The following is a 26,511-nucleotide window of genomic DNA, read 5'->3' as shown; positions in this document are numbered from 1 at the left end:
TAGACCTAAGGCAGGATCTGAGAAAAGGTTTCCTCCGTTTCTTCCTCCCAGCCGTCCCAAAGGAATTCTTTTTCTTCTCCGGACGCTATTACCCTGAAAGCGTATCGAACCTGCTCCTCGTAAAATTTGCAATAGGGGGCCGGAGCATTGAGTTTTCCGTGAAGAGAGTACACTTCGGCAGGGCAAGGAGCGCCGCAGAAGTGTTTTATGGCGCACCTGAAACAGGGGGCTATGTCTTCCACCTTGCGATTCGTAACCTTGAGGAAAGGTTCGGATTTAAGGGCATTTTCAACAGGGTCTTTTAAAAGGTTTCCTCCACGGAATTCGGGAAATCCCACGAATTCACTGCAGGGAAAGAGATCTCCCCGGGCCGAAACCGCAAAAAAGCACCTGCCTCCGCCACATGGCGATATGTCGCACATGAGCCTTCTTGTCGTGGGGCCGAGAATCCCGGCCAGGACGTTGGCAAAATTAACCACCACAATTTTGAATCCCTTGCGGTCTCTTACGGTTCTCGTCTGGTCTAGGGCACGGCAGAAGTATTCTGCCATAATGGAGTCCTCGGGTTTAAGTTCTCTGCCTCCCCGTTGAGTGCATCTTACGGGGTTAAACATCACCATTTGAACGCCCAGATCTGCAAAGAAGTCAACCATCTGCGGTAGAAGATGGACATTTTCTCGGGTGACCGTGGTAATGACATTGTAGGCCGGATATTCTCGAAGCATCTCCAGCACTTCGAGGATTTTTCGGAATCCCCCCTGACCGCTCCAGTTCTTCCGGGTTGTGTTGGCAACCTCTTCAACGGGGGCATCTAGAGACAGCCCGATTCCGGTGTTCCGTGATGTCAGGAACTCCACTGCTTCGCGATCCAGAAGAATGCCGTTTGTCTGTATGCCGAACAGGAAATCATCACGAAAATCCTCAATTGCCCGGAAAACGGCGTCACGGGCGATCATCGGTTCGCTTCCGTGGAAGATAACTTGAGGTTTAACCTTCGGGGGCAGAGTTTTACCGAAATATTCCTTCAGGACATTGAGGGCCCTGGAAACTTCTTCGGAGGTCATTGTTACGCCGTTACGCCGAATTTCCTCCGGAATATAGCAATAAGTGCAGTTAAAGTTGCATTTTTCCGTGGGGTTGAAGTACACGGCCGAGGGAGTAAGGTTAAATCGGAAATTATCCATTTCCTCGGCGAAACTTTGCCGTTGGTCCATGTATTTTTCTGCAAAGTCGCCGGCCAGTATATCACCCAACGAACTTGATTCACTCAGGGCCCAGAAGCCTGTGTCGGGGTCAATTACGGCGACCTTGTCCTTGAGGCCGATGTCGATTACGCTGAAGTGTGGTCCATAACCGGTGTTTGCGTAAAGCGGGATTGTCATAGTGGTAACTTTCCTCCCCGAGTTTCTAATTCGTCACGGCAGGCCACGGCCTGCCGTGATTCCCGATTAGTGGTCGGTAGCTAGGTTACTTTTTGGGAGTCAACAAAATGTAGTGGGAAAGCCCGGTTCCGGCAGCAGAACGGCAGCGACGACGGTAACTGATGACCTTTGCCTTCATGTCAGTACCTCCCGTTACGGTTTTGGTTTAAAAGAAAAACCCGGATCAACCACACACCTACAGCGTGATCGATCCGGGATCCCTTTGCCATCAGGATTGCCCGCTAACGGCTTCGACAGGTCTTCTGGCTCTCGGATCATCCGGGATGGCCACAGCCTTCCCATTCTGCTTGAGCAGAACAGTGGCCGGATCCGGAAAGCTAACTCCCGAATCCCTGGGGTGACCTCCCGTCCCCGATCACAGCGGCGGGTCCGCCACGGATTTTCACCGTGTTCCGGGATGCCGAAGCCTTAGCTACGCTCTTTCAACTCCGTAAATAACGCAAGTATGAAAAAAGGTCAAACTTCTATTCAACCATTCCAAAAAAGCCAAAAAAGGCCAGAGCAAGCAAACTTGCAGTAATTAAGCCCGATGAAGTACCCCTGAAATGCCGGGGTACGGGCTGAAGAGCATACCTTTCACGAAGCCCAGTCATCAATATCAGTGCCAGACCGAAACCAACGGCAGAGGCAATGCCGAAGACAACACCCTGGGCAAGGTTATACTCCTCGTTAATGGCTATAACAGCCGCACCAAGCACGGCGCAATTTGTTGTAATCAAAGGCAGGAAAATCCCCAGCATTCTGTAGAGAACAGGCACTGACTTTTGCAAGAACATTTCCACAAGTTGAACCAGCGATGCGATTACCAATATGAAGGCAATGGTGCGAAGGTATTCAAGACCAAAGGGAACGAGAATGTATCTGTGAACACACCAGGTTATGAGATTGGCCAGCGTCATGACGAAGACGACGGCCATAGCCATGCCGGTAGCCGTGTCCATTCGGTTGGACACGCCCAGAAAAGGACAGTTACCGAGATAACGTATCAAAAGGATGTTTTTTACAAGAACGGCACTGATAACAATCAACAAATACTCGTTCATGGCCCGCTCACTCTCTTACTTTTCGCTGATGGCGTTCATAATTGCGAGAATAACACCCAGACACAGAAAAGCCCCCGGGGCTTTTATCAGGAAACTCAAAGGTTCAAAAGATGCCCCCATAACGGCATGCCCGAAGATTGTGCCACTTCCGAAAAGTTCTCTTATAGCTCCGAGCACCGTAAGCGAGATGGTAAAACCAAGCCCAATGCCGAGCCCATCGGCCAGAGACAGAATTACCCCGTTTTTTGAGGCAAAAGCCTCAGCTCGACCTAGAACGATACAGTTAACCACGATTAAGGGTATAAAAATTCCAAGCACCTTGTATAGAGGATAGAAGTAAGCCTGCATGAGCAATTCCACCATAACAACAAAAGTTGCAATGACAACGATGAAGGAGGCTATTCTAACTTTAGAAGGTATGATCTTACGCAGAATTGAGACTATAAAATTGGAACCCACCAGGACGAAGGTTGTGGCCAACCCCATACCAAGCCCGTTTTCGGCCGCTGTGGTTACGGCAAGTGTCGGACAAAGCCCGAGAACAAGCCTGAAAGGAGGTATTTCTTTCCACAAACCCTTTGTGAATTCTTTTGCAACACTCATAGGTTAAAAAACCTCCCCCTTGATCTGAGAAAAGATTTCACTTGCCTGATTTACCGCAGTAACGACAGCAGTACTGGAGATCGTGGCCCCTGATACGGCGTTTATCGTACCACCCTGTGCCGACAGTTTTATGGGAGGTGTCTTGTCTCTGAACTGAGACGTAAAGACATCTTCCGTAACCCTTGCTCCCAGTCCGGGTGTTTCCGAATGTCTCATTATACCAATTCCCACAAGAGTACCATCAGGCTTAAATCCCACCATGACCTCTACCGGACCGCCGTAACCAGAAGCAGCAGCATCCAACGCCACGGCTATAACCTGACCACCCTTTTTGGCAGGAAAAACGGTTTTGGTTTCCTCTCCTACCTTGACCTCCATACGATCCTTTATGGGATCGTTGTCATAATCCAGTACCGAGAAAACTGCTCTGATGGAAGGTTCCTTCACGAATTTGAGCAACTGATAAGCCCGTGCCTCCCGGGTTGCATCGTTCAGGAAGGCAAGGGTAAAACCCGATACGGCGCATATGGCCGTAAGTACGACGACCATCTTTACCATGTCACGCAAGGCCCTCTACCCTCCCTATTGGTTTGGTTTTCATCCTGTCAAGAAGAGGCGCCACAGCATTCATGAAAAGAATCGCAAAGGGCACCCCGTCCACATAAACACCCCAGTTTCTTATGATCATGGTCATGATGCCGCAACCCAGGCCGTAAAGTACCATCGGCGCAGGCTTAAGAGGCGTCGTGCCCTTTTCGGTGGAAAGAAAGAAGGCACCCAGCATCATCCATCCGGAGAAAAGGTGGAAAATAGGGGAAGCATACTTGGCGGGGTTTATCATCCAGAAGATCAGTTCAAAGCCTGCCGCTCCGATCAAGTAGAAGACGGGAATCTGCCAGGGGATTATGCCCCGCAGGATTAAATATATGCCGCCGATAAGGACGGCGAGCACGGAAGTCGTTCCCGCCGTGCCGGGAACATTTCCGATGAACAGATCTACAAGTGGAATATCCCGAACGACTTCAACCCCATCCCACTTTAGAACCTCCGTTGGCGGATATTCCACATAGCCTCCGGGGGTCAAACCGAACAAGGGCGCAGGCATGGGATAATCGGCCATAATGGATTGATAGGACACGTACATCACTGCCCAGCCCACCAGAACTGTACTGAATGCATTTTGGCCGACTCCGCCGAAGAACTGCTTGGGTACAAGAATTCCAATCACGCCGCCAATGAAAGGAATCCACCAGGGAACGGAAGGCGAGATAAGAAGGCCCAGTAAAACCCCCGTTAAAACTGCACTACCGTCACTAACGGTCACAGGCCTTTTTATGGCCTTTTGCCAGACGGCTTCCGCCAGAACCGTGCCCACGACTGCCGCAACTATTGGTTTCAGTACTCCAAAACCGAAGAAATATATGCCCGCCAGTATTGTGGGCACCAGCGCAAGAACCGTCTCACAATGCACCCGGCAAACACTCCAGCCCGAATGCACATGAGGCGGAGGCGAAACGATAAAAGTGCCCTTTTTCATGATGCCACCCTCGTGAACTGCAGTTCGTATTTCCCATACCGCATAAGCTGCACCATTGGCCTATGGGCCGGACATACATAGGCGCAAAGACCACACTCAATGCACTGCCACAACCCCTTGTGAACGGCTTCTTCAAATCGCTTATATTCGCAGTACATGCTGAGTTCGGCCGGTACGATAGATACAGGACAAACCTTCACACAGAAACCACATCTAACACAGGGTTCGTGAGAGTAGTGGAAGACATCACCGGTAAAGATGTCTATGGCGTCCACTTCACCGGTTACGGGGACGTTGAGGTCGTAATGTGCATAACCGAGAAATCTTCCTCCTAATACGAATTTGGTGACCTGATCCGAAGAAATCGAGAGCTGATCCATTATGTGACTTATCGGCGTTCCCACAGAGCACTCTATCATAAAGGATTCACCACCCGGAACCAGATTGATCTGGAGAAGGACCCTCAAAGCCGGATCGCCGTCCAGGAGCGCCTGCTTGATCTGATACAAAGCCAGCGTATCCACGACCGCAGTTTCCAGGGCCCTGCTGTTTTTTGAAGGGTAAATCATTTCTCTGCCCGTTAAGGCCCAGATAAGGATGGATTCCAGACCGGAAGGGTACTTGCCGTCAGATACCGCAATTTCTGCCTGAAGCGCCTGGGCACACTGCTGGACCGAAGGATTGCTAGCGAGGTTAGAAGGTACCGCCAGTATTACAGATTGAGGAGAAGCAACTTTACGAATCAGGCGCGCCGCAGATACGATTTCATCAGGATGATTCAGCAGCACATGAGAGCGGGTTCGACAGTAAGGATCACGGTCGATTGCGTTCAAAATAAGGATCTTAATGGGTCGGTCAATGTACGGGATGTTTTTCACAGATGCCACAAGATCTTCGTCGGTTGCAGATGAAGCGAAGGACTGGACGCTTTTGGGTCCTGCAACCCTCAGGGCAAGAGGCAAGCCGTAGTCTTCAGATTCCCAGATACCCGCCTGAAGTAAAGCGCTCAAGATTTGCCCTTCATCGGAGGAGTCATCCACCTTTGTGAGCATTTCTGTGCCTTCTACAGGCTGATTTTCGACCACGACTTCAACCGCCTGACCCTCTTTCATCTGGACTGTAGGAAGCTTGATAATTCGGCTTACCTTACCGAAAACAGTTGACCTTATACCCGGTACCCTGGGAGATGAAGAAGAGGCAATGAGCTGGCCTGCAACCACCGGGTCACCTTCTTTAAGTGCAGGTAACAACCATCCCCAGCGATTTCCCAGCGGATAAACCATTCTGGTAGATGGGGATAAGGTCTTAACTGCAGGTTCGGGTAAGGCAGCCCTTATGGTGATACCTTTCTTGACGGAAATGGTTTTCATAGGACTCCCCAATTTTCCGAAAAGAATAAAACCGTTTGTGAACAATAATAAAAAGCTTCTGAAAAAATTCACATTCTAACTAGGCGAAAAATCGTGCCCCTGTCAAGACGGAACGCTAAATTTTTCACATGGCCTTAAATTTTTGTATTCACTTGAGGCAGGACTTCTCTGGTACAAGAGGCATTCTGCAAAATCACTGCACTTTCCTTCCCGGCCCATTTCTTAAAATCAGACAGCGTTGTTACAGAGTTTTATAAAGTTACGGGCGATGCGATCACATCTTTCGTTGTCTCGATGACCCGAATGACCTTTTAGCCAGACCCAGGTAACGCTATGAGCCTTCGAGAGCACATCAAGTTCTTCCCAGAGGTCTCGATTTTTTACCGGAGTTTTTTCTGAGGTTATCCAGCCACTCTGCCTCCACCTGTGTATCCAGCGGGTTATGCCGTTTTTAAGGTACTGAGAATCGGTGTGAACGGTAACTCGACAGGGTTCCTTGAGGGCTTTTAAAGCGTGAACTACCGCAGCCATTTCCATTCGGTTATTGGTCGTCAGCGGTTCGAAGCCTGCCAGTATCTTTTCGTGCTCTCCGTATTTCAGTATTGCTGCCCATGCTCCAGGGCCGGGGTTGCCACTGCAGGCCCCGTCGGTGAAAATCACCACTTCTTTTCCCACAGCATACCCCTCATAGAAGGTTTTTCTTTAAAAAGCTTTCTATACAGGTCCTGGTAAGCCTCTTTCTGTGCAGCCGGGTTCTCAGGGCTTCGAGGGGGACTTCTGCCCTCGCCATGGAAGCGTGCCCGCCGGCAGGCCCCATGGAACCGAAACAACGCTGCAGGGTTTTACCGGCGTTCTTCCGGTATCCATCACTTCTGGCCACAACAATTAGCCTGTCCTGAACCTTGCCCGCGGCAATGCTCCAGGAAATGTTATGAATTTTCAAAAAGAATTCGGAGACGATAACGAGGATGTCCGATGAAGGAACCTCACCAAGATAAACCAGTATTTTCTGATCGGAAATTATTTTTGACTTAAGCGCTCTTTCGAAGAAAACGAGATCTTCAACGGCTAGATCGGAGATTTCGATTTTGCTCAATACGCTGTGATTTACCTTTGGATACAGATAAAGGAAGCATCTTATATCCTCTTCTCTGGTATGCCTCTCAAAGTTACGCGTGTCCGTCTTTATGCCGTAAAGAAGAGCAGTGGCAAGAGATCTGGAAGGTGTTATCTTTGCCGTTTTTAGATATTCCGTAAGAATGGTGGATGTGGCGCCGTATTGAGGGCGGACGTCGTAAAAGGTGTCGTTGTCCGATGCAGGTTTTTCCGGCGGAAGGGGGTGATGGTCTATCACAACATCGAACCGGAAACTGCCGAAGACGGGGTTATGGTGAGGCTGGCCGTCAACCAGGACGAATTTGGAGAAAGATCCCACCGGGACGTTTTCAAGAGGGGTTAAGGGAATCCTTAAAAGGCGGATCATCGAGATGTTATTCCATCTCTTTACCGGACGTATTATGGCAATGACCGTTGAGGCTACACGTCTCCAGAGTATCCGCTTCAGAGCCCAGGCGGATCCCAGAGCGTCGGGATCCGGGTCTATCACAATGAGTACGTTATCGTCGGGACGGAAAAAAGATAGCAGAGTCCTGAGCCGATCGTTTCGATTTCTAAGGGACAAGGCATCCATTCCGGACAACTCGCGGCCAAAAATATAAAAAAAGCGGACAACTTTGCTGCCCGCTTCTCTTACTTCAGCCTGGAGCGGGAAACGGGATTCGAACCCGCGACTTCAACCTTGGCAAGGTTGCACTCTACCACTGAGTTATTCCCGCTCCTTTATTTTCAATTTTCTAATAAACGAGATTCCCCTGTCAGTCAAGAACCAATTTAAGCTTCCTGTCCCGATTTTTCTGTAACCTCCGCGGGTCTTTCGGGAAAGGGTTGCCCTCTAAAACGCTCTTCCAGAACCTTCCAGTTCAGCGCCTTCAAAAAGGCTTCAATATAAGCTTTTTTATCCAGTCCGTAATCGACCAGGAAGGCATGTTCGAAAACGTCCAGCGGCAGAATTACTCTACAGCCGGCAGGATGTCCCACGTGGTGTTCATTAATCCAGACATTCATCAGGCGGTTCTGGATTTCATCGTAGTAAAGAACTGTCCAGCCAACACCGCGGCTCATGGCGGTATCGACGAAATCCTTTTGCCAGTTTTCGAAACTGCCAAAGCTGGCAACGATGGCTTTGTAAAGGTCGCTTTCCTTATCCGGAATGCCGTTTCCGCCTAAAGATGAAAAATAGTATTCATGGAGCCTCATACCGTTGAACTCAAAGCCGAACCTCCGTTTCAGTTCCGAAAATTCGGAACTCTGAGACTTCCCCTGCCGGACCATCTCTTCCATCTTTGTGAGCAAAAGGTTGGTATTCTTTACGTAACCCTCGTACAGTGCAAAGTGTAGCTTCAGAGCATTGTCGCTGAAGCCGGGTGTTCCGAGAAGATAAGAAAAATCTTTGGCTGAATAAGGCCGGATTTTTCCGGTGTCGGATGCAGGCTTTGCGGCCTTTTCTTTGCAACCTGCTAGCCCCATGCAGACAACCGTCGTCAGTAGCAACAGCAGAAACAGGCGTTTCATTTTTGTCCCTCCTCAGATGTTAAAAATTATTATTTGCTTTATAAAGTTGCCCCGTGAGCTGCTTAAGCTGAGCTACCGCCATGTTGTAATCGTAAACGCTTTCATAATACTGTCCCGCCGTTCTTGCGTAAATACTCAATCCGTCAAAGACATCCTTTCCCGATCCTATGCCGAATTTGAAATTGGTAAAGTTGAGAATAAGAAGGGCTCTTCCCGCTTTGCGGGCTTCCCAGCTTGAATCCAGGTTCTTCTCCGTTTCTTTTACCTTCTCGTAAGCTTCCCGTACTTTGACCATTATGCCCCTGCGAGCCTCTTCGAGCTGTCGTTCCAGTGAAAGATAACGGGCTCTTTTCTGTTCGACTTCCGCACGGGTTTCCAAAATGTTCATATTCCATTTCACAGCCAGAGCTGCCCCGGCGCTGAAGTAGTTGTATTCGTCGTTTAGAAAGGGGTTGTCCTGGTCTTCGCGACCCGGTGCTACCGCATACTTGACCCCTCCTACGGCAAGCAGCATTGGATAATACTTGGCTTTTTCGGCCATATACTCTTCTTTAGCCGCCTGAACGGCCGCTTCCAGTTGCTTGATTCTGGCATTGTTTTCTTTTGCCATTTCTTCGTATTCCGACAGATCCAGAAGCTTTATTTTTACCGGTTTGAGCTGTTTATCTTCGGTAGCAAACTCCTCTTCTGACTTATCCCAGCCGATTAAGTTAAGAAGAGAAGCGATAACGGTTTGCCTCTGCCTTTCCAGTTTGCGCATCCCCTTGGATACGCCTTCAAGACCGATTTTCAGCTTCAGTACGTCCGCTTCCGTTACGTTGGGCTCGTTTTTTTCAAGGCGTTCCTGAGCGATGGTGTAGGCTTCCTGAAAACGCTCGAGCAAATCTCCCGTGGAGTCCATCAGATGGGACGTCAACAAATAGCCGTAGTAAAGTTCGTGAACCCTGAGGACAACCTCGTCAAGTTCGGATCGGTATGCGGCTTCTTGCGATTTAAGGGCTTCCTGAGCGGCCTTTATACCGTGACCAATTCTGCCAAAGGTTACAAGAGGTAGAGCCATCTTGACATCAAGTTTGTTAAAGAAGCCGTACTCATCATCTATGGTCTCGCCTGTAATGGCGTCTCCTTCTGCATCGGGTACAATCCCCATGAGATTTTCCAGCTCCATGCTGGGCCATCTTCTGAGTTTTGCTTCTTTCAGTCTCCATAAAGAGCTTTCAACTTCATAGCGGCTCTTCTGCAGGGAAGGATAAGATTCCAGCGCTCTCTTTACACACTCCTCAAGGGACAGCTTTTCGGCCTTTGAGCAAAAGGGATAAAAGATGCAAATTATGATTGCCAGAATTCTTATCAACCTTACCCGACAGCCTTTTTTATTTCCCCTTTGATGACCGCTCATCTTCCTCCTCCTTTATCTTGTTTCTGTGCCACCTTTTGAAAGGATCTGAAGAATAGCCGGCAGACCGAAAAGGGAGAGTATCCATGCAATACCGACCGACACCGTTACAAGCAGGCCGAGGGTAAATATTCCGTAATGGTGAGCGAGCATAAGACTTCCGAAGCCGATCATGGTCGTCCAGGAAGTAAGTGAAACGGCCCTGGTGAGCCCCCCTGAAAAAGTTTCGTGCAAATCCCCCTGTTTTTCGCTGTAGCGGTGCATGATGTGCACTCCATCATCAACGGCTATTCCCAGTATTAAAGGCAGAGTAATAAGGTTTGCCAGATTAAAGGGTATTCCCGTCCAGCCCATAAGACCGAGCATAAGCACGATGGTTCCGGCCAGAGGAATGCAGGAGACAAGTGCAAGGGATATTCGTCTGAAGGTTGCAATAATTACAACGAAGATTACGCACAGGGCATATATGCTACCCTCGATGTAGCCTTGTTGCATGGTGGATATTGCAATGTATCCCACAACAGGAGATCCCGTCACCGAGGGATCCACCGTTTCAAGCTCCTTTACGAAGTTTTCCATGTGTTCTTTTTCCCAGATATTTTCCCGGGAATAAATCTGCAAAAGGTATCGTCCACTCTTTCCTTTAAACCTTGCCAGCAACTCGGGAGGTATGTCTTTTTCTTCGATCGGGCCGGGAGGATTTACGTTGTTTTTTAGAAGGGTGAATTTGGTGAGAAAGTCGTCGAAAAGTTTTTTCTCGAAAGCGTGGAGACTTTTAACCGTTTCCATTGATTCCAGACGTTTTTTCAGCCCCTCTATGGCAAGGATAAGGGCTTCACGGGTGGATTCGATTTCCCGGTCGTCGGGTTTTCTTGTGGGATCCCATCTGGTATCGCTTCTGAGCTTGAATTTTATTTTTTCCAGAATGTCGAGAAGTTCGGCGGGATCATCTCCCGAGGGATTGATTTCTTCCAGCTCTATGTTCGGTACGTATGGAGCGAGGTCTCTTACCAGAGAAATCCTTACATTCTGATCTTCCGGCAACATATCCGCAAGGCTGTCAACCTTGCGAACCGAAGGAAGTTCTTCAAAGGCCCTGTGTTTTTTTCGGAGTTCGACAAGATCCCGAGCCGTCGTTACGGCAAACCATGAAGATCGACCGGACTCACCTATAATTTTTTCTTCCCAGACGACCGACTCGGTGCCCCTGGCCTGGAGTTTTAGAAGGTTATAGTCAAAACGCACACGGGACAGGCCGGCCAGGGCACAGACCGTAAGAACCCCCCAGATAAGAAGGATTAACTTTGAATGGCCCGTTACCAGCTTTTCCGACGATATGTTGATTCGAAGGGCCGTTGCGTGTCCTGTTCCGGGATTTGACCTGCTTTCGACCATCTTGAGCATGGCGGGAAACACCGTAAAGGTGGCAACCAGTGCAAGAAGGACTCCAGAGCCTGCGATAAAACCCAGCTCCTGAATTCCACGAAAGCGGGCAAGCATTAAAGAAAAAAATGCAAGAGCCGTCGTTATGGCTCCAACCGTTATGGCCCGACCGGTATGGTCCGCAGAGATCTTCATGGATTCCACTACATCGGCTCCTTTTTGCCGCTCTTCCGAGTATCTGGCTACCAGGTGTATCCCAAAATCGACGCCCAGGCCCATGAGAATGGGTACGAAGGCAACGGAGAGAATGTTTAGGGAGCCAACGGTAAGGGTTAGCCATCCCAAAGTCCAGGCGATGGATATAACAAGGGTCGTTACGACCATAAGAGGGTTATAGACCTGATGAAAGACGATCATGAAAAGCAGGGCGATTCCGATGGCGGCAACCGCCGTGGCAAGCTGAGTATCCTTCATAGCCTGAACCATTTCGTCGGTTGCCAGAGCAACCCCCCCTGTAACCCCTACCGAAAGATCTTCAAAGCCCTTCTTCCTCAGTTCCTTTATGTGCCATCTCAGCCTATCCAGGGCCGCCTTCTTTTTGGTAAAGCCGTCGGCCTGGCTTCTGGCTTCAAGGGTTATGTAGAGGAATCGTTCGTCGTCAGAGACGAGAAACCCGTCGTAAGAAAACTTTTTGCTTGCCTTGAAAAAGGTGTCCCAGGGTGAATGGAACTGATAACCCGGCTCCAGAGAAAGCCTCATCTCCGTCAGGAGTTCTCTGAGGAAACTCAGATCCACAGGTTTTCTGGTGGTTTCAGCATTTTCTTGTTTGTTTTCTTTGCCTTCTCCCTTGCCGAGAAACTCCCCAACAAGATGACTGACGGTGGCTTCGCTAATTTTCTGGTTAACGTATTGAAATATGGTTGCCAGCGAGGGTTCGAAGGCAAGTTCTTCGATAAGTTCACCGTATTCTTCCAGTTTATCTTTGAGGTTTTGCAAATCTTCGGGAGATAAAAAGAGCAACTTCTTTCCTTCAAGGGTTTCCGTATTTATGCGATAGAGAATGTTGCCGAAATATTGTGGTTCTTGCTTCAGTCGCTCTGCAAGGAGTCGGGCGAAGTTTTTCATTTGTTCCAGATCTTTTCCTTCAACAACGACGATCACATTCGTAAGCCTTCCAAAATCTTCCGATATCTCTTCAAAACGCTGAACGGCCGGCTCTGATGATGCCACGAGGTCGTTTCGGCTTGTTTTAAAATCGAGTCTTAAGGCGGTGTAAGCGATTGAAACAAAGGCAATAAGCAGTGCAGACAAAAAAACAGTTCCCGGATGGGATAGCGACCAGAGTGAGAGCCTGCTCAGGTAACCCGATAACCCTTCAAAAAGATTTTTCATTGAATTTAGCCCTTGTACAATTGCTATCTGTTCAATTCAATAATGCGTTTCAGGTCAAGCGGCGCTTCGGCTTCGCCCCGACAGGCATACCAGCATTCCCTACAACCCGTTTGTGGAATTGCCTTTAGGTTCAGATCCTGCCACCTTCCCAGAATCTCTTTTTCGGAGCATCTTCTAACCATGCCGTCAGGGCTTATATGTGCCCATTTAAGCCCTGCAAGACATCCGGGTATTCCCCCATTTTTCACATAATCCACAATCCTTAAGAGATAGTAATCCGAATTCGTTATGTTACGGTACCGGCTTTTCAGGTAGATTAGGCGCAGGATTGTTTCTTCCAGCCGGTTCAGGAACTGTGAGTCCAGCTTGTGGTCAAAGTTTTTGTTTTTAAAAGGATTGTAGGTACTAAAAGAGACCTTCCAGCCGTGATCGTGAGCAATGCCGGCAATGGTTTCGAGAACATCCAGGTTATCCCGCATGATTACGGTGTTAAAACAGAGGTTGTCTATTCCGGTAGAGGGAAGGGTTTTCATAAGCTCTTTTATGTGGTTCCAGAGACCCGGAACGTTTCGAAGAGCATCGTGGCGAGAATCCGGAAAATCCAGAGATACGGAGATCTGCGAGAGACCGGCTTCCCAGAGCTTCAGGGCCTTTTCTCTGTTGAGCAATATACCGTTGGTTATGCAGTTTATGTAAACGAAGCGATTTTGCTCGACGATTCTTCTGACGATAGCTTCGAGATCCTTCCTGAGAAGCGGCTCGCCTCCCGTTATGGTCACGTGAAGAGGGTTAAACTTTTTGACTATGTGCCCGTAATCGGGGCAGAGACTTTCAGGGCCCTTTGTCTTCCAGTAATCACAAAAGACGCATCGGGCATTGCATCGTCTGGTTACTTCAATGTGAAGGCCGAAAAAGCTTTTTCCGGCTTTCATGGAAAAGAACTTGATCGACCCTTCCAGGAGTTCTTTTAAGCCGATTTTCCGGGTTATCACGACCGCTTTCTCCTGTAATAAATTGCCGTACCCACAGTCTTCTGATATAGAGAATCTGCCGGGTTATGACAATGGAAAAGGGAGCAGGCGATGCCGAGGGCCTTCGTTACGGGAGGAACGGGCTTTGTAGGAAGCCATGTTATCGAATGTTTGGTTTCGAAGGGTTGGCATGTGGTTGCCCTTGCCCGGTCTGTGCGCCTTCCTTCTTTTATTAACTTTCCAGGAGTAAACTGGGTGCCCGGCGACATACTGGCAAGTGATGTTCTAAAGAAGGCCATGACCGGCTGTGATGCCCTTTTTCATGTTGCAGCAGATTACAGGCTGTGGGCCAGAAACGCCTTGGAAATATACAGAAACAACGTCATGGGAACCCGCAGGGTGCTTTCTGTGGCCAGGGAATTGAGAATTCCCAGGGTTGTTTACACCAGCAGTGTGGGGGCTCTGGGGCTTCGGCGTGACGGTAGACCGGCCGACGAGACCACCCCTGTTTCTTACTCCGATATGATAGGTCATTACAAGCGTTCCAAATTCCTTGCAGAACGGATTGCCGAAGAATATGCCCGCTCGGGTCTGGATCTCGTGATCGTGAATCCAAGTACCCCCGTGGGCCCCAGAGATCATAAACCCACTCCGACCGGAAGGGTCATCGTTGATTTTTTGAACCGTCGGATGCCGGCCTATGTCAACACAGGGCTCAACTTCGTCCATGTTCGTGATGTGGCCTTAGGGCATTTGCTGGCCTGGGAAAAGGGTATATCGGGTAGAAAATACATACTGGGTAATGAAAACCTCTCGTTTCGTGATTTTTTGCGTATCCTTAGCGAAATCACGGGCCTGCCTGCCCCAAAGATCAGAATACCCTATCTCGTGGCCTTAACGGCAGGAGTTGCCTGCGAGATCTTTTCCAGGCTTACGGGAAGGCCTCCGTCGGTTCCCCTTGAGGGCGTGAGAATGAGCCGGTATCTCATGTTCTTTTCGCCTGAACGGGCCGTAAAAGAGCTGGGACTGCCGCTTACCCCGGTGCGGCAGGCGGTAAAAGAGGCGGTATGGTGGTATGTTAAAAACGGTTACTGTAAGACAAGATTGCCAATTTCTCCAGGGGAGCTTCTGACATGAAATTTCCTATCGGCTTGAGTCTGACCATGACGGAGTATTTACTTCGACATCGCATAGCCGGAACAAAACGGTATCCTCTTGTCCTGATGCTTGAACCCACTCACAGGTGCAACCTCCAGTGTGCGGGATGTGGTCGGATCAGGGAATATCGCGATACCCTGGATCGAGAAATGAGCCTTGATGATTGCATAGATGCCGTGGAAGTTACCGGGACCCCGGTTGTTACTATAACGGGCGGAGAACCCCTTCTTTATAGCCACATGAAAGAACTCGTTGGTGAAGTACTTAAGAGAAAGCGTTATATCTTTTTCTGTACCAACGGGTTACTGATGGAAGAAGCTCTTGGCGAATTCCAGCCGCACGGCCGTTTTTTCTGGAATGTCCATCTGGACGGCACCGCAAGGGTTCACGATGAAATTACAGGTCGGCACGGAAGCTTCCAGAAAGCGCTTAAAGCCGTGGAAAAAGCTCTTGAGGCAGGCTTTCAGGTCATAACCAATACAACCGTTTACAGAGAGACGGATCTGGATGACCTGGAACAGCTTTTCACAATACTTTCTTCCGTAGGGGTTAAAGGAATCCTGGTAGCGCCGGGGTTCAGCTATAGCGAAGTGGACGAAGAGATTTTTCTAACCCGTCAGGAGATTATCGAAAAGTTCAGAGTAATACGAGGCTGGACGCGCCGCTTTCCAATAATGAGCAATCCCATCTATCTGGATTTCTGTGCAGGGCTTCGCTCTTTGGGATGTACTCCCTGGGGTAATCCCACGAGAAATGTCAAGGGCTGGAAGTCCCCCTGTTACCTCATCACAGATGCCCACTACCCAACTTACGAAGAATTTATGGAAAAGACGGACTGGGACTATTATGCTTCGGGGCGTGATTCGAGGTGTAAACAGTGTATGGTTCACTGCGGTTACGAACCCACCGTTGTTAGATCTATGTCACTCCGTGATGCGGTCCGAATGATGCTGTGGAACATTCATGGTTGAAATAGCAGAGTTGCTGATTGGGACCTTTAAGCTTCGACCTTATGTGTTCGTCTTTTTGACGGTGTACTTTATCGGTGCTTCGTATCATCTGGGGATCAAAAGAGCGCTTTTTTATGTGCCCTGCGGATATTTCATCGCGTGGCTTTCCGAATTTTCCTCCATCCATACGGGAGTTCCCTACGGAATGTATCGATATATTGAGGCTACAAAAGGACGGGAACTCTGGGTATTCGGAGTTCCTTTTATGGATTCGCTCTCCTATGTTTTTCTGAGCTACGCCGCTTATTCACTTGTGAGGTTTGCATCGGGTTGTTTTGTGCCGAAAAACCGCTGCTGGTATTCTACATGGCCGGGGACTTCAGTTCTTATCACAATCTACGGAAGTTGCTGTTTCGTCTTTTTGGACCTTATCATAGATCCCGTCGCACTCCGTGGAGACAGATGGTTTCTGGGGAAGATTTACGAATATCCCTGCGAAGGTGTCTATTTCGGAGTACCTATGTCTAACTTCGCAGGATGGTTTCTGGTGGGTTCCGTTCTTGTCAGAATCCTCCAGAGCCTCGATCCTCTCGAATCGGTTGTGAAAATAGAAGGAGTCAGGTCGTATGCTCTCCTAACCGGCCCTCTGCTCTATTTCTCTGTTCTCGCCTTCAACATCGCGGTAACGGCCTGGCTGGGTGAGAAACTCCTTCTGGTGGTGGATCTCATCCTGGTGCTCCTGTTGATCTTTTTCCTGGTTTTTTCGGTTCTCACAACCCGTAGAGCTTTTTTAGCCGTTCCTCCAGCAGGTAAACCCTGAACATCATGAGCCTGTCGATAAAGGATGGATTCGTAATGGGATCGGTGGGACTGTAGAAGAGATGGCTTTCACACCGGCAGTCGGAGGCTCCAAAACCGGGTACAACGGGAAAGACTTCCGCAAAAGACCCGGCAATTTCGCATTCCGGTGTTTCGGGCAACCTTATGGGAAGAGCTTTTATTCTCGATGCTCTTTCTGTTAGGTAATCAATGTGCCAGCGTAGTTTCTTGTTTTTTCGCCCATGTCGGGACAAGCGTTTTTTAAGGCCCTTCTTTGCCCTGCCAATGTAAATGTAAAACCCCGCTGGAAAAGGTGAAGCGGAGGATCCGGAGCCAAATTTTATGGAAACGGTTTCGGATAAGGTAACGAGTAGAATGTAACATCCCGCATCAATTGCATGGTCCGCCACAAAATCCCAGGGAATGTCGAGTTTTTTAACGGATTTTACGGTGAACGTGAGGTCAGGGTACTCGAGTGCCACCGCACGGATATCCAGACGGTCTTTGGCTTCCAGAAGAGCTCTGGCAAATTCTATATCCACATGGACATCGGGCATAAAAAATCGAGCATGAGGCCACTGGACAACGAAGAGGACGGATCCGCGGAGATGAGAAGAGTCGGAATGGACGAGCTCCCTTATGTGTCGGACCCCTCTGGAGGTTTCAGCATCGGGAAACATTGCAAGGATGTTTCCGAAAAGAGTGCAGGTCTTTACCTCGAGGAGAAGCTTCCCTTTTTGGGGGCAGGAAAGCAAAAAATCGATACGGCTGCCTCCTGAGTTGACTTCTCTCCTTTCAACGCCGTAGTCCTCGTACCCCGGGATTCTTCCCTCGGACAACAGTCTTTCCACAATGGAATTGGTGAGGTGAGTGTGAAGCATAACGGGGTAACCGTTCTTTTCCACCGCCATCAGTGTGTGGGTAAGCTTCCCCTTTCCCCCGGAGGGTTTGATCCAGACCTTCCGTCCCGGTAAAAGGAGCTCCCAGAGACGACCGGGGTTGGGGAGGTAAGCTTTTACAGGATTCCCGTCTTTCTCGCATTCCACAACAAACCGGTTTAGCCTACGAATAAAACGGGCCGCTTCCATTCCGGGATGACCTTTTCGTTTACTAGCTACTGGCACTGCTGTACTGCCTTAAAGCATATTTCCATAACCGAATGCTTAAAAAGGTAGTTCCCAGAGCCAGGAAAAGACCGGCAACAACATGAGAGTACCCGATCTTTCCCAGAATGGCTCCTGATGGAAAAGTGGTTATAAAGGCAATGGGGACTATAAAGGTGAGAAATATCCTGATTGGCGCGGGGTAAACGCTCACGGGAAAACGACCGGTTTCAAAAAGAGAAAAGATGAACTCCATGATGCTGTCGATTTGTATAAACCAGAAGGCTGTACTTACCAGCATGACCCATAGATTGTAGAGAATCACAAAAGCGCAGATAAAAAGAATTACAAAGCTTATTACCTCTTCAACTGAAGGAGTGTACTTAAGGCTACAGAGGGCATATATACAGACCCCCAGGCCGGCGACCAACCCCGGAAATTTTTTTATTGAGAATACCCTTAGTGTGCCGATAATCTGAACATTCACGGGTTTTACGAGGATAAAGTCAAAATTACCAAAACGAATGTCTTCAACCAGTTTGGCAACATTGGGTTCGAGAATCCCTTCGATGAAAGAACCGAAAAATGAAAAAAAACCCATGACCAGCATGGCTTCGTGATAGGACCAACCGCCGATCTCCTGCCTATGGTGGAAAAAAAGAGAAAGGCTCAGGAGGGAAAAGCATATCCAGAAAAGGCTCATAAAGCTGTTTACGACGAAGTGGGTTCGGTATTCCATATCCACGAGCAGAGAGTTTTTCAAAAATGCTACGAGAAGCCTTGGCGTCTTCATGGTTGTCACGCTCCCACCGCACTGTATTTCTTGAGTCCTTTTTTCCATAAGATCTGATAGATGATGAAGAAGGTTATCAACCAGCCGAATTGAATTGCCAGTTCGAGGATGATCATTTTTCCGTTCAGGAGTTCGAGAAGTATTTCCACGGGAAGGGAAAGCATGTATCTGAAGGGCAGGTGCATGATGAACCCTTGATACCGGGCCGGAAACAGGTCCAGGGGGGCAATGACACCGCCGAAAAGCAGAAGGCCTGCATAGACCATTTCGTTTATGGCCATTGATTGTGTAACCCAGAAACCCAGAAGACCGATACAATACTGTGAGACAAATCTGATGCTCCAGGCCATTGACAGCGAAAGCAAGAATCCCAGGATGTGTTCCGGAGAGGAAGAAAATCGAAGGGCCGGAAAGGGAAGGGTTATTGCCACTACGGCCGGAACGAGGGTGAGCAGGCGGAAGATCTTGTCCGCCAGGTTGAAGGCTATGTGATAATGTATGGGATTCAAGGGTTTCATGAGTCGTGACGATAATTCTCCAAGGCGTATTTCTCTGTCCAGATCCCAGATAACCCAGACGGTAACGAGCTGTCTTACCATGAGAACGGCAAGGTAATAACGAACGAATTCCTTCACGCCGTATTTACCGACGGGTCCTGTGGAGGCCAGAGACACCCATACCGAAAGCATCACGAGAGGCATTATGTTGCTTAACATCCACATAACCATGCTGCCCCGATATTCCAGCACTATCTGCCAGTATGTACGGAGCAGAGCCGAGTAGATTTTTAACCATCGGCGTATTTTAAGCATCCCCCGTCTCCAGATTAGTCTGTCAAAAGGATTGCTTCCGCACCGTCAAAGTATTCTACTGTAATCAAAAGACTCCCTGGGAAAAAAGAAATTTCAGCCTGCCGGGGTTCCGGTTGACCAGGGCAACTTTCAGTCACTCGATTTCGTTTTTGCAGGAAAAGCCCGGGAAAAGCGCCCGTTGTTTAAGAACAACGGAATAGAAGTAAGCCCAAAATCAATCCATCTGTTAAAAAAAACATGGCATGGAACAGAGGTAAACCACAGGCCTTACATGTTCTTTGCGACCAGAACTCATTTTCGGTTCCACAACGCCAACATCTGACCTTCATGGCTATCGGTCCATATTTTTAAGGGGGAGACCGGATCAATGGCAGAGCTGCTTTTTACCGTGAGACTTTATGAATTAAGGCCCCTTCAGAAATACCTTAAACAGAGGGGTTAAAATTTCGAGCGCAAACACTGTGAATCCGGCTTTGAAAGGCTCCTGAGTTACCGAAACAACGAAGGTAAAAATAATAAGTGGTGGAGCTGAGGGGAGTCGAACCCCTGACCTCTTGAATGCCATTCAAGCGCTCTCCCAACTGAGCTACAGCCCCACCTTTCAAAATGCTAACTAACAGGAAAATCTTCCGTCGTCAAGATGATTTACACTTCTGGTTAATTTTCCCGATTTTAAAAGCTCTAATAACCTCTCTTTTCGGTTGTCTTCGGGATATTTCAGCACGTGTCTAAAGGCGTTTTCCAGTACCCTGCCGACCAGCGGGCCCGGACCCACATTGAGAAACTTCATGACGTCGTGGCCGTTAATGGCAAGGTTCTTGCGGGACAAGAGCCCGTTCGATCCAATTTCCCTTTTTATACGGGTTTCAAGGAGTTCAACTTCTTCAACCGATTTCCTGTCATCGGTGCCGTGAGCCAGCCTGTCCGCTTTCAGCAAGTCCAGAAAATCGTTTATTAAGGGTTTCCCCACACGGTGAATGAGCCTTCGTATCGCCCCATCAGACCATTTTTCAATGTTGTAAACCATGTGGTTTTTGACCAAGATGCAGACTTCCTTCGTGAGTTGATGAGATGTCCTCCATCGTTCCAGAATCTCTCTGGTCATCTGCTCGCCGATTTTTTCGTGGCCGAAGAAACGAAAACGCCCATTTTTTTTAATGCGAACCCTGGGTTTTGCAATGTCGTGAAAGAGAGCGGCAAGTCTTACCCTGAGGCGCTGAGGTGAATGGAATAGGGTGTACAATATGTGATGGTAGATGTCATATCGGTGATGAACGTTCTGCTTCTTACGCCATCCTTCCAGAAGTTCGGGAAAGAATTCCCTGAGAGCTCCGCTTTTTCGAAGAAGCTCGAAGCCTTCAATTATGTTGGCGCCGACGACCATGCGGAACATTTCCTCCCGAATTCTTTCGGCCGCTACTGTTTTGATCAAGGGAGCCGTCATTTTCATTGCGGAAAGGGTTGTCGGTGTTACGTGGAAATCCTCTAAGGAAACGAATCGTGCCGCCCGCAATATTCTGAGCGGGTCTTCCTGAAAGCGCCGGACGGGGTCTTTTGGAGGACGAAGTCTCTTGCGCTCCAGGTCCTTTATTCCTCCAAAAAGATCCAGAAATTTCCCGTCGGGAAACGAAATCGCCAGGGCGTTGATTGTAAAGTCCCGTCTTTCAAGATCTTTTTCTATCCGGTCGGATCCCGCACTTTCGATGATGCTGGTGGCCTCCACAATGTGGTCTCCGACGTTTACATCAACTACTCCAAAGCGTGTACCTACGGCGTAAGTTTTAAAAGGAGAATCGAGAATGACCTTGGAGGGAGCATCCGTTGCAATGTCCCAGTCCTTGGGTTTTTTCCCCAGAATCCAATCCCTCACGGCTCCCCCGACTATCCAGGCCCTGTAGTTGTTCCGGACGAGCCATTCCAGGAAAGCTCTGACGGTTGAGGGAATTTCCATAGAGCCACAGTGCATAGGATAGGCAATCATGATGATCGACTCCTGTGGGGGGCGCTGGTGCCTGGGGCAAGAGCTTTTAATTTTTGACTTTCCTTTGATGTTGTGAATAAAATAACAATCATGGTTTCTGCGATCAGAGAAGTTAGGAAGCGGTGTAGCATTTGAAGCTGACAGGGAGAACAGGTCTTATGGATATTTTCGAAATATTCAGGTATCGCTTTCCCGTATCCGGAGTAGAAACCTACATTTTCGTTCCTCCGCTTGTGATGGGTATTATCTCTTTCTTTACTTCCATGGGTGGGGTGTCCGGTGCGTTTATTCTTCTGCCTTTTCAGATGAGTGTCCTTCATTATACGGCTCCGGGAGTAAGTGCTACTAACTTCGTTTACAATATAGTTTCAATCCCCAGTGGCGTGTATCGATACATCAGGGACGGAAAATTTTCCAGACTGCTCTTCCTTACTCTTATGATCGGGACTCTTCCGGGGGTATTTCTGGGTTACTTCATAAGGTTGACTTATTTGCCCAATCCCGGTCCTTTCAAAATTTTCGTCGGGTGTGTCCTGGCCTATCTGGGGCTTCGTACTCTGTGGAGCGGCTATTCGGATGTAACGGCATCAAAGAAGGGCGGTTCCTCTCTTCCGCCGCCGAAAGGGCGCATCACGGCCGAAAAATTCGGCAGGGTTTGCGTCGTGAGCTTTGAAGGTCGGCCCTACTCTTTTTCGCCTTTGTTTGTTGCTTCAGTAAGCCTTGTCGTTGGCGTGATAGGTGGTGCCTACGGAATAGGCGGTGGGGCTTTAATGGCCCCTTTCCTGGTTTCGGTCATGAGACTGCCCGTTTACATTGTTTCCGGAGCAGCCCTCTGTTCTACCTGGGTAACCTCCATTGTTGCCGCGCTTTTTTACGCCTTCGGCCCTTTAACGACAAAAAGCGCCAATGCCAGCCCCGACTGGTTGTTGGGTGCACTTTTCGGTCTCGGTGGTTTTATAGGCATATACACGGGAGCAAGGTTGCAAAAATATTTTCCGGCGTCTTACATCAAGCTTATACTGGGTTTTGCCATATTGGGAGTTTCCGCCAGGTATCTATGGCCTGTTGTAGAAAGGGTTATCGGCTGAATTCATAACCCCGTCTAAATTATGTCCAGAGCGAGACGGGCCGCCCCGTAAAGGGCAGCAGAGTCTTCCAGTTCGCTTTTTTCAATGACTATGTCTTCAGCGTTCAGCATGGAACAGTTATTCACCGTTGCACGCAGCAGGGGTTCGTAAAAAACGCCCCAGGCGTTGCTTACTCCGCCGCCGACTATTGCGCATCGGATGCCCAGAAGAGTAAAGGCGTTTGCTATGGCAATCCCCAGAGCAGTTCCGAATTCTTCAAAAAGCCTGCAAGCCTCCGGATTACCCGATAGAGCCATGTCGTAGAGTCTTTTGGCAGAAAGAGCTGAAAGGCCGTATTCTTTGCCAGAACCGCAGTTGGCAATGTGCCTTAAAAGACCGCCTTCCGATGCATAGGCTTCGAGACATCCGCGTTTTCCACACATGCAAAGGCGGCCGTTTGGATAAACCGTGGTGTGGCCTATTTCTCCGGCAAACCCGATTCCTCTGGAACCGGTCCAGACACGACCGTCCAGTATAACACAGCCGCCAACCCCGGTGCCCAGAGTAATGCCCAGCCAATCAGGGTACTTTGACCCTTTGCCAACCCACAGCTCGCCTCTGCCAAAAACGTTGGCATCATTGTCAATGGCAACGGGATAGGCCAGATGAGATCGCAAAAAGGCCACCACATCAAAGCCGTTGAGCTCCGGTATGTTCGGTGAAAAGATAACACGACCTTCTTCCACATCTATCTTTCCGGCAATACCAAAACCGAGTGCAGAAACCTTCAGCCCGAATCCTTGAGCCCTGGATTCAAGTCCCTTCGCAATTTCTATCCAGTCGTAAATCATTCGTTCGGGAGTGGATCCACGAATTCGGGAACGCTTTTCCTGAAGTAAAATTTCTCCCTTTTCCGTTACCAGGGCAAAACGAACGTGAGTTCCGCCGATATCGGCCGCTATGACGGCTCGGGACGACGATGTTTCCATCGGTTCTCCCGCTTAAACCAAATGTTGTTGATATAAATGAATATACTTTGAAATTCACGAACTCAAATTTTCCCTTGACATTGACGGAAAATGCCACACTTATTGTGCCGTTGCAAGCCCGTCCATGGAGGGGGGACGGTGCATTAGGTAATAAGGGGTGTGCCGTGTGTGGAGGAGAGCGGTATTGTCGTCGCAGGGGAGAGTGTTATCTTCTTGTGGTAATGGAGGAGAGGGGAGATTATGCTTGTCAGGGCTCTGAAAAAGGGAGTGCATCCGGCGGAATGCAAGTTTACTGCCGGTGATCCCATACGGGAGTTTCCTCTGCCTGAACTTCTTTATGTACCTCTTCAGCAGCACATGGGCAGGCGGGCAAAGCCGCTGGTAAAAAAAGGTGATGTTGTTAAAAAGGGGCAGAAGATAGGGGAAGCGGATGGCTTTATTTCTGCCCCCGTTCATGCACCTGCTGCCGGCAAGGTTAAGGCTCTTGAAAGGGTTATGCTACCCAACGGTGTTTACGACGATGCTGTGGTCATTGAGGTTGATTCCGGGGATGATGAGCTTGCGGAACCATCCTGGCCGATAAAACCGCTTGAAGAGCTTTCGCCAGAGGATATTAGACTCATTGCCAGGGAAGCCGGTATAGTGGGGCTCGGTGGAGCCACCTTTCCAACGGCGGTCAAACTTACGCCTCCCGATAACGTAAAGATAGACACCCTTCTTATCAACGGTGCCGAATGTGAACCCTTTCTTACGGCAGATCATCGCCTTATGTTCGAAAAGACCCGGGAAATCATAGAAGGCGCAGAGCTGGTCAGGCGCGCGGTGGGGGCAGAACGGGTTTTCATTGGTATTGAGGAGAACAAGGGAGATGCCGTTGAAAAGTTCGACGAGCTTCTCAGGAACCGGGCCGGCTGGGAAGTCGTGTCGTTAAAGAGCATATACCCTCAGGGAGCGGAAAAAAATCTCATTAAGGTCATTACCGGGCGGGAAGTGCCCGTAGGAGGGTTGCCTTTTAATGTAAATGTGGCGATTCAGAATGTCGGTACGGTTTACAGCCTTTACAGAGCCGCCGTAGAGGGTGTGCCGCTGATTGAAAGGGTTGTGACCGTAAGCGGAGATGGTGTTGCCGAGAGGGGAAACTACATCATACGATTCGGCGTAATGGCCAGAAGGGTTCTTGAAAAGTGTGGTGCCGACTTCGACGGGATAGAAAAGGTAGTGTTTGGCGGGCCTATGATGGGAATGTCGCTCAAGGGCTACGATGTTCCGGTCATAAAGTCGACATCGGGAATCATTACCTTTAAGAAGGCTTTCAGGGAAGAAGCCAGACCCTGCTTGAACTGCGGGAAGTGCGTTCATGTATGCACTCTGGGAATAGCTCCGACCAGAGTGGTCAAGTACATACGGGCGGGCAAGTGGAGTGAAGCCAAGAAGGCCGGGCTGCTTAACTGCATGGAGTGTGGTTGCTGTGCCTTCATCTGCCCGTCTCGAATTCCTTTGGTTCAATGGCTCCGCTATGGAAAATTCATGCTGAGGAAAATGGAGGCTCAGAAGTAATGGCAGAAAAGCTTATTGTTTCTTCTTCGCCTCATGTTGTTGCTTCGGATGATATGCCCAAGATCATGAGGCATGTCGTCTACGCTCTTTTACCGGCTACGGTCGGATCTTTATACTTTTTCGGTCTCCGGGCTTTGTTGTTAATTGCGGTGTCCGTGATCGTTGCCGTGGTGACCGAAGCGGGGGCGCTGGCCATGAGGCGGAAGCCCTTGCGCACGATTTTTGACGCCTCGGCGGTTGTAACGGGTCTTCTTTTTGCCCTGACATTGCCGCCTGGCGTTACGATCGGTACTGCGGCAATAGGGGCATTCATTTCTATTGCCATTGGAAAACAGGTTTTCGGAGGGTTCGGGAGCAACATTTTCAATCCCGCGCTGGTGGGCAGAGCCTTTCTTCAGGCTGCTTTTCCCGTCGAGATGACCACGTGGGTTCCTCCTAGAACCCTGCATGGTGTGGATGCCGTAAGCTTTGCAACGCCACTGGGAGGATTTAAGTTTTCTCAGATTGTTACGCCCTATAAAGACCTGCTTCTCGGCGGAGTTGGGGGAAGTCTCGGGGAAACATCTGCTGTTTTGCTGGTTCTGGGAGGGCTTTACCTCTGGTGGCGGGGTTACATAGACTGGCGTATTCCCGTCAGTTCCATTCTTTCCCTGGTGATTTTTAGCGGTGCCTTTTATTTGATCGACCCGGTCAGGTATCCTGATCCCATTTTTATGTTGCTGGCCGGAGGATTCATGCTTGGCGTTTGGTTTATGGCAACAGACCCGGTGACTTCGCCCGTGCATCCTCTGGCTGTCTGGATTTACGGAGCTGGAATAGGTTTCTTTGTCGTGATAATACGCTTATTTGGCGGTATGCCCGAGGGTGTCATGTATTCCATACTTTTTATGAACGCCCTGACCCCCATTCTTGAAAGATACACAAGACCTAGGATGCTGGGAGAGGCAAAATGAAGGACTCCATCAAGACCGTTATTGTGCTTACTCTCTGTGCCGTTCTTTCCGGAGCCGTTCTCGCCTGGTTTAACAAGTTTACCGAAGCCAGGGTTATAGAGAACAAGCTTGCCGAGTTGAGAAAAAGCTTGTCGGAGGTTGTGCCGGGCATGAGTTCTTATGAGGAAGTCGTCAAAGAGCGTGATTTTGCGCTATATAGAGTGCTTTCGGACGGCGATGTGGTGGGCTATGCCGTAGAAGCTCAGGGAAACGGTTACCAGGACAAAATCAGGGTTCTGGTAGGGGTTTCCCGGGACCTCAAGCGCATTTACGGTTTACGGGTGCTGGAGCAAAAGGAAACCCCGGGCCTTGGAGCAAGGATTGTGGAGCCGGATTATCTGGCAGGATGGAGTGAAAGAGACGCAACAAACCCGATTATGCTGGTTAAAGGCAAAAATCCCGAGAAGCCCAATGAAGTTCATGCGATAACCGGGGCAACCATTACGTCTAAGGCCGTTGTGGATATAGTTAATGCCGGTATAGCGAGGGCTCGGACCGTCGTAAAGGGGGAGGGGAAGTAAG

Annotated in this window: 24 protein-coding genes, 2 tRNA genes and 1 riboswitch; of the genes, 7 read left to right on the top strand and 19 right to left on the bottom strand. The window is 49.3% G+C overall.

Going from position 1 to position 26,511, the window contains the following annotated elements:
- Positions 1-5: 5 nt before the first annotated feature.
- The 13 genes from cbpB to BM091_RS02435 all read right to left on the bottom strand — a co-directional run bounded on the left by cbpB (position 6) and on the right by BM091_RS02435 (position 13,789).
- Positions 6-1,382, bottom strand: coding sequence for a peptide-modifying radical SAM enzyme CbpB (cbpB, locus tag BM091_RS02495; protein WP_093393219.1), 1,377 nt, complete (start codon positions 1,380-1,382; stop codon positions 6-8).
- A 278-nt stretch (positions 1,383-1,660) separates the two neighbouring features.
- A riboswitch (cobalamin riboswitch) is annotated at positions 1,661-1,881 on the bottom strand.
- Positions 1,882-1,906: 25 nt separating this feature from the next.
- Positions 1,907-2,485: an electron transport complex subunit RsxA gene (gene rsxA, locus BM091_RS02490; RefSeq protein ID WP_093393218.1), complete on the bottom strand. Its 579-nt coding sequence runs from the start codon at positions 2,483-2,485 to the stop codon at positions 1,907-1,909.
- A gap of 15 nt (positions 2,486-2,500) precedes the next feature.
- On the bottom strand, positions 2,501-3,088 hold the full coding sequence (gene rsxE, locus BM091_RS02485; protein WP_093393217.1) for an electron transport complex subunit RsxE: 588 nt from the start codon (positions 3,086-3,088) through the stop codon (positions 2,501-2,503).
- 3 nt (positions 3,089-3,091) lie between these two features.
- Positions 3,092-3,646 carry an RnfABCDGE type electron transport complex subunit G gene (gene rnfG, locus BM091_RS02480; protein ID WP_093393216.1) on the bottom strand — a complete coding sequence of 185 codons (555 nt, stop codon included), beginning with the start codon at positions 3,644-3,646 and terminating at the stop codon, positions 3,092-3,094.
- A 1-nt stretch (position 3,647) separates the two neighbouring features.
- Positions 3,648-4,625 (bottom strand): RnfABCDGE type electron transport complex subunit D, encoded by a 978-nt coding sequence (locus tag BM091_RS02475; RefSeq protein ID WP_093393214.1) that lies wholly within the window; start codon positions 4,623-4,625, stop codon positions 3,648-3,650.
- Positions 4,622-5,995 (bottom strand): 4Fe-4S dicluster domain-containing protein, encoded by a 1,374-nt coding sequence (locus tag BM091_RS02470; protein ID WP_093393213.1) that lies wholly within the window; start codon positions 5,993-5,995, stop codon positions 4,622-4,624. The genes BM091_RS02475 and BM091_RS02470 overlap by 4 nt, the downstream gene beginning before the upstream one ends.
- 228 nt (positions 5,996-6,223) lie before the next feature.
- A complete protein-coding gene (rnhA, locus tag BM091_RS02465; protein WP_093393212.1) occupies positions 6,224-6,670 on the bottom strand; it encodes a ribonuclease HI in 447 nt (148 codons plus the stop codon).
- A 10-nt stretch (positions 6,671-6,680) separates the two neighbouring features.
- A complete protein-coding gene (locus BM091_RS02460; protein WP_093393210.1) occupies positions 6,681-7,685 on the bottom strand; it encodes a DHH family phosphoesterase in 1,005 nt (334 codons plus the stop codon).
- Positions 7,686-7,755: 70 nt separating this feature from the next.
- Positions 7,756-7,830: transfer RNA gene (locus BM091_RS02455), tRNA-Gly, on the bottom strand.
- A 55-nt stretch (positions 7,831-7,885) separates the two neighbouring features.
- Positions 7,886-8,626 carry a superoxide dismutase gene (locus tag BM091_RS02450; RefSeq protein WP_218148775.1) on the bottom strand — a complete coding sequence of 247 codons (741 nt, stop codon included), beginning with the start codon at positions 8,624-8,626 and terminating at the stop codon, positions 7,886-7,888.
- 19 nt (positions 8,627-8,645) lie between these two features.
- The gene (locus BM091_RS02445) at positions 8,646-10,025 is read right to left on the bottom strand and encodes a TolC family protein (RefSeq protein WP_093393209.1); all 1,380 of its coding nucleotides are present in this window, start codon (positions 10,023-10,025) and stop codon (positions 8,646-8,648) included.
- 12 nt (positions 10,026-10,037) lie between these two features.
- Complete coding sequence (locus BM091_RS02440; protein ID WP_093393207.1) at positions 10,038-12,797, bottom strand: MMPL family transporter; 2,760 nt, start codon at positions 12,795-12,797, stop codon at positions 10,038-10,040.
- A 23-nt stretch (positions 12,798-12,820) separates the two neighbouring features.
- Positions 12,821-13,789 carry a radical SAM protein gene (locus tag BM091_RS02435; protein WP_093393206.1) on the bottom strand — a complete coding sequence of 323 codons (969 nt, stop codon included), beginning with the start codon at positions 13,787-13,789 and terminating at the stop codon, positions 12,821-12,823.
- Positions 13,790-13,879: 90 nt separating this feature from the next.
- On the opposite strand from BM091_RS02435, the gene hpnA reads away from it, so the two are divergent.
- From hpnA to BM091_RS02420, 3 genes are read left to right on the top strand one after another with little or no spacing between them, the layout of a single operon-like run.
- Positions 13,880-14,905, top strand: coding sequence for a hopanoid-associated sugar epimerase (gene hpnA, locus BM091_RS02430; protein WP_093393204.1), 1,026 nt, complete (start codon positions 13,880-13,882; stop codon positions 14,903-14,905).
- On the top strand, positions 14,902-15,897 hold the full coding sequence (gene hpnH / locus BM091_RS02425) for an adenosyl-hopene transferase HpnH (RefSeq protein WP_093393203.1): 996 nt from the start codon (positions 14,902-14,904) through the stop codon (positions 15,895-15,897). Before hpnA ends, hpnH begins: the two co-directional genes overlap by 4 nt.
- Positions 15,890-16,696 carry a carotenoid biosynthesis protein gene (locus tag BM091_RS02420; RefSeq protein ID WP_093393201.1) on the top strand — a complete coding sequence of 269 codons (807 nt, stop codon included), beginning with the start codon at positions 15,890-15,892 and terminating at the stop codon, positions 16,694-16,696. Before hpnH ends, BM091_RS02420 begins: the two co-directional genes overlap by 8 nt.
- Here the strand turns inward: BM091_RS02420 and sfsA are convergent.
- The 5 genes from sfsA to BM091_RS02395 form a co-directional block, all read right to left on the bottom strand.
- A complete protein-coding gene (sfsA, locus tag BM091_RS02415; protein WP_093393200.1) occupies positions 16,647-17,783 on the bottom strand; it encodes a DNA/RNA nuclease SfsA in 1,137 nt (378 codons plus the stop codon). The two genes, BM091_RS02420 and sfsA, sit on opposite strands and share 50 nt — an antisense overlap.
- 22 nt (positions 17,784-17,805) lie before the next feature.
- Complete coding sequence (locus BM091_RS02410; RefSeq protein ID WP_177193493.1) at positions 17,806-18,591, bottom strand: ABC transporter permease; 786 nt, start codon at positions 18,589-18,591, stop codon at positions 17,806-17,808.
- 5 nt (positions 18,592-18,596) lie between these two features.
- Positions 18,597-19,403 carry an ABC transporter permease gene (locus BM091_RS02405; protein ID WP_093393197.1) on the bottom strand — a complete coding sequence of 269 codons (807 nt, stop codon included), beginning with the start codon at positions 19,401-19,403 and terminating at the stop codon, positions 18,597-18,599.
- Positions 19,404-19,923: 520 nt separating this feature from the next.
- Positions 19,924-19,999 (bottom strand) — tRNA-Ala (locus tag BM091_RS02400).
- A gap of 17 nt (positions 20,000-20,016) precedes the next feature.
- Positions 20,017-21,384, bottom strand: coding sequence for a CCA tRNA nucleotidyltransferase (locus tag BM091_RS02395; RefSeq protein WP_093393195.1), 1,368 nt, complete (start codon positions 21,382-21,384; stop codon positions 20,017-20,019).
- A 158-nt stretch (positions 21,385-21,542) separates the two neighbouring features.
- Between BM091_RS02395 and BM091_RS02390 the strand changes: the two genes are divergently transcribed.
- Positions 21,543-22,472 (top strand): sulfite exporter TauE/SafE family protein, encoded by a 930-nt coding sequence (locus tag BM091_RS02390; protein WP_093393194.1) that lies wholly within the window; start codon positions 21,543-21,545, stop codon positions 22,470-22,472.
- A 14-nt stretch (positions 22,473-22,486) separates the two neighbouring features.
- Here BM091_RS02390 and BM091_RS02385 read toward each other — a convergent pair whose 3' ends face one another.
- Positions 22,487-23,440 carry an ROK family protein gene (locus BM091_RS02385; RefSeq protein WP_093393192.1) on the bottom strand — a complete coding sequence of 318 codons (954 nt, stop codon included), beginning with the start codon at positions 23,438-23,440 and terminating at the stop codon, positions 22,487-22,489.
- Between the two features lie 240 nt (positions 23,441-23,680).
- Here BM091_RS02385 and rsxC point away from each other — a divergent pair, with 240 nt between their 5' ends.
- From rsxC to BM091_RS02370, 3 genes are read left to right on the top strand one after another with little or no spacing between them, the layout of a single operon-like run.
- The gene (gene rsxC, locus BM091_RS02380) at positions 23,681-24,997 is read left to right on the top strand and encodes an electron transport complex subunit RsxC (RefSeq protein WP_093393191.1); all 1,317 of its coding nucleotides are present in this window, start codon (positions 23,681-23,683) and stop codon (positions 24,995-24,997) included.
- Positions 24,997-25,950 carry an RnfABCDGE type electron transport complex subunit D gene (locus BM091_RS02375; RefSeq protein WP_093393189.1) on the top strand — a complete coding sequence of 318 codons (954 nt, stop codon included), beginning with the start codon at positions 24,997-24,999 and terminating at the stop codon, positions 25,948-25,950. The genes rsxC and BM091_RS02375 overlap by 1 nt, the downstream gene beginning before the upstream one ends.
- On the top strand, positions 25,947-26,510 hold the full coding sequence (locus BM091_RS02370; RefSeq protein WP_093393188.1) for an RnfABCDGE type electron transport complex subunit G: 564 nt from the start codon (positions 25,947-25,949) through the stop codon (positions 26,508-26,510). The genes BM091_RS02375 and BM091_RS02370 overlap by 4 nt, the downstream gene beginning before the upstream one ends.
- Position 26,511 lies beyond the last annotated feature (1 nt).

It is taken from the genome of Thermodesulforhabdus norvegica, assembly GCF_900114975.1.
In the GTDB taxonomy this organism is placed as follows: Bacteria; Desulfobacterota; Syntrophobacteria; order Syntrophobacterales; family Thermodesulforhabdaceae; genus Thermodesulforhabdus; species Thermodesulforhabdus norvegica.
This window is presented reverse-complemented; position numbering and strand designations above follow the sequence as displayed.

Excerpts from the sequence above, each read along its gene's own strand:
- BM091_RS02420 (WP_093393201.1), top strand. The coding sequence starts at position 15,890 with ATGGTTGAAATAGCAGAGTTGCTGATTGGGACCTTTAAGCTTCGACCT.
- BM091_RS02450 (WP_218148775.1), bottom strand. The coding sequence starts at position 8,626 with ATGAAACGCCTGTTTCTGCTGTTGCTACTGACGACGGTTGTCTGCATG.
- BM091_RS02370 (WP_093393188.1), top strand. The coding sequence starts at position 25,947 with ATGAAGGACTCCATCAAGACCGTTATTGTGCTTACTCTCTGTGCCGTT.
- rsxE (WP_093393217.1), bottom strand. The coding sequence starts at position 3,088 with ATGAGTGTTGCAAAAGAATTCACAAAGGGTTTGTGGAAAGAAATACCT.
- BM091_RS02385 (WP_093393192.1), bottom strand. The coding sequence starts at position 23,440 with ATGGAAACATCGTCGTCCCGAGCCGTCATAGCGGCCGATATCGGCGGA.
- BM091_RS02445 (WP_093393209.1), bottom strand. The coding sequence starts at position 10,025 with ATGAGCGGTCATCAAAGGGGAAATAAAAAAGGCTGTCGGGTAAGGTTG.
- BM091_RS02440 (WP_093393207.1), bottom strand. The coding sequence starts at position 12,797 with ATGAAAAATCTTTTTGAAGGGTTATCGGGTTACCTGAGCAGGCTCTCA.
- hpnH (WP_093393203.1), top strand. The coding sequence starts at position 14,902 with ATGAAATTTCCTATCGGCTTGAGTCTGACCATGACGGAGTATTTACTT.
- hpnA (WP_093393204.1), top strand. The coding sequence starts at position 13,880 with ATGCCGAGGGCCTTCGTTACGGGAGGAACGGGCTTTGTAGGAAGCCAT.
- rsxA (WP_093393218.1), bottom strand. The coding sequence starts at position 2,485 with ATGAACGAGTATTTGTTGATTGTTATCAGTGCCGTTCTTGTAAAAAAC.
- rnfG (WP_093393216.1), bottom strand. The coding sequence starts at position 3,646 with ATGGTAAAGATGGTCGTCGTACTTACGGCCATATGCGCCGTATCGGGT.
- BM091_RS02405 (WP_093393197.1), bottom strand. The coding sequence starts at position 19,403 with ATGCTTAAAATACGCCGATGGTTAAAAATCTACTCGGCTCTGCTCCGT.
- BM091_RS02470 (WP_093393213.1), bottom strand. The coding sequence starts at position 5,995 with ATGAAAACCATTTCCGTCAAGAAAGGTATCACCATAAGGGCTGCCTTA.
- BM091_RS02460 (WP_093393210.1), bottom strand. The coding sequence starts at position 7,685 with ATGGATGCCTTGTCCCTTAGAAATCGAAACGATCGGCTCAGGACTCTG.
- rsxC (WP_093393191.1), top strand. The coding sequence starts at position 23,681 with ATGCTTGTCAGGGCTCTGAAAAAGGGAGTGCATCCGGCGGAATGCAAG.
- BM091_RS02475 (WP_093393214.1), bottom strand. The coding sequence starts at position 4,625 with ATGAAAAAGGGCACTTTTATCGTTTCGCCTCCGCCTCATGTGCATTCG.
- BM091_RS02410 (WP_177193493.1), bottom strand. The coding sequence starts at position 18,591 with ATGAAGACGCCAAGGCTTCTCGTAGCATTTTTGAAAAACTCTCTGCTC.
- BM091_RS02375 (WP_093393189.1), top strand. The coding sequence starts at position 24,997 with ATGGCAGAAAAGCTTATTGTTTCTTCTTCGCCTCATGTTGTTGCTTCG.
- BM091_RS02395 (WP_093393195.1), bottom strand. The coding sequence starts at position 21,384 with ATGATTGCCTATCCTATGCACTGTGGCTCTATGGAAATTCCCTCAACC.
- cbpB (WP_093393219.1), bottom strand. The coding sequence starts at position 1,382 with ATGACAATCCCGCTTTACGCAAACACCGGTTATGGACCACACTTCAGC.
- sfsA (WP_093393200.1), bottom strand. The coding sequence starts at position 17,783 with ATGGAAGCGGCCCGTTTTATTCGTAGGCTAAACCGGTTTGTTGTGGAA.
- BM091_RS02390 (WP_093393194.1), top strand. The coding sequence starts at position 21,543 with ATGGATATTTTCGAAATATTCAGGTATCGCTTTCCCGTATCCGGAGTA.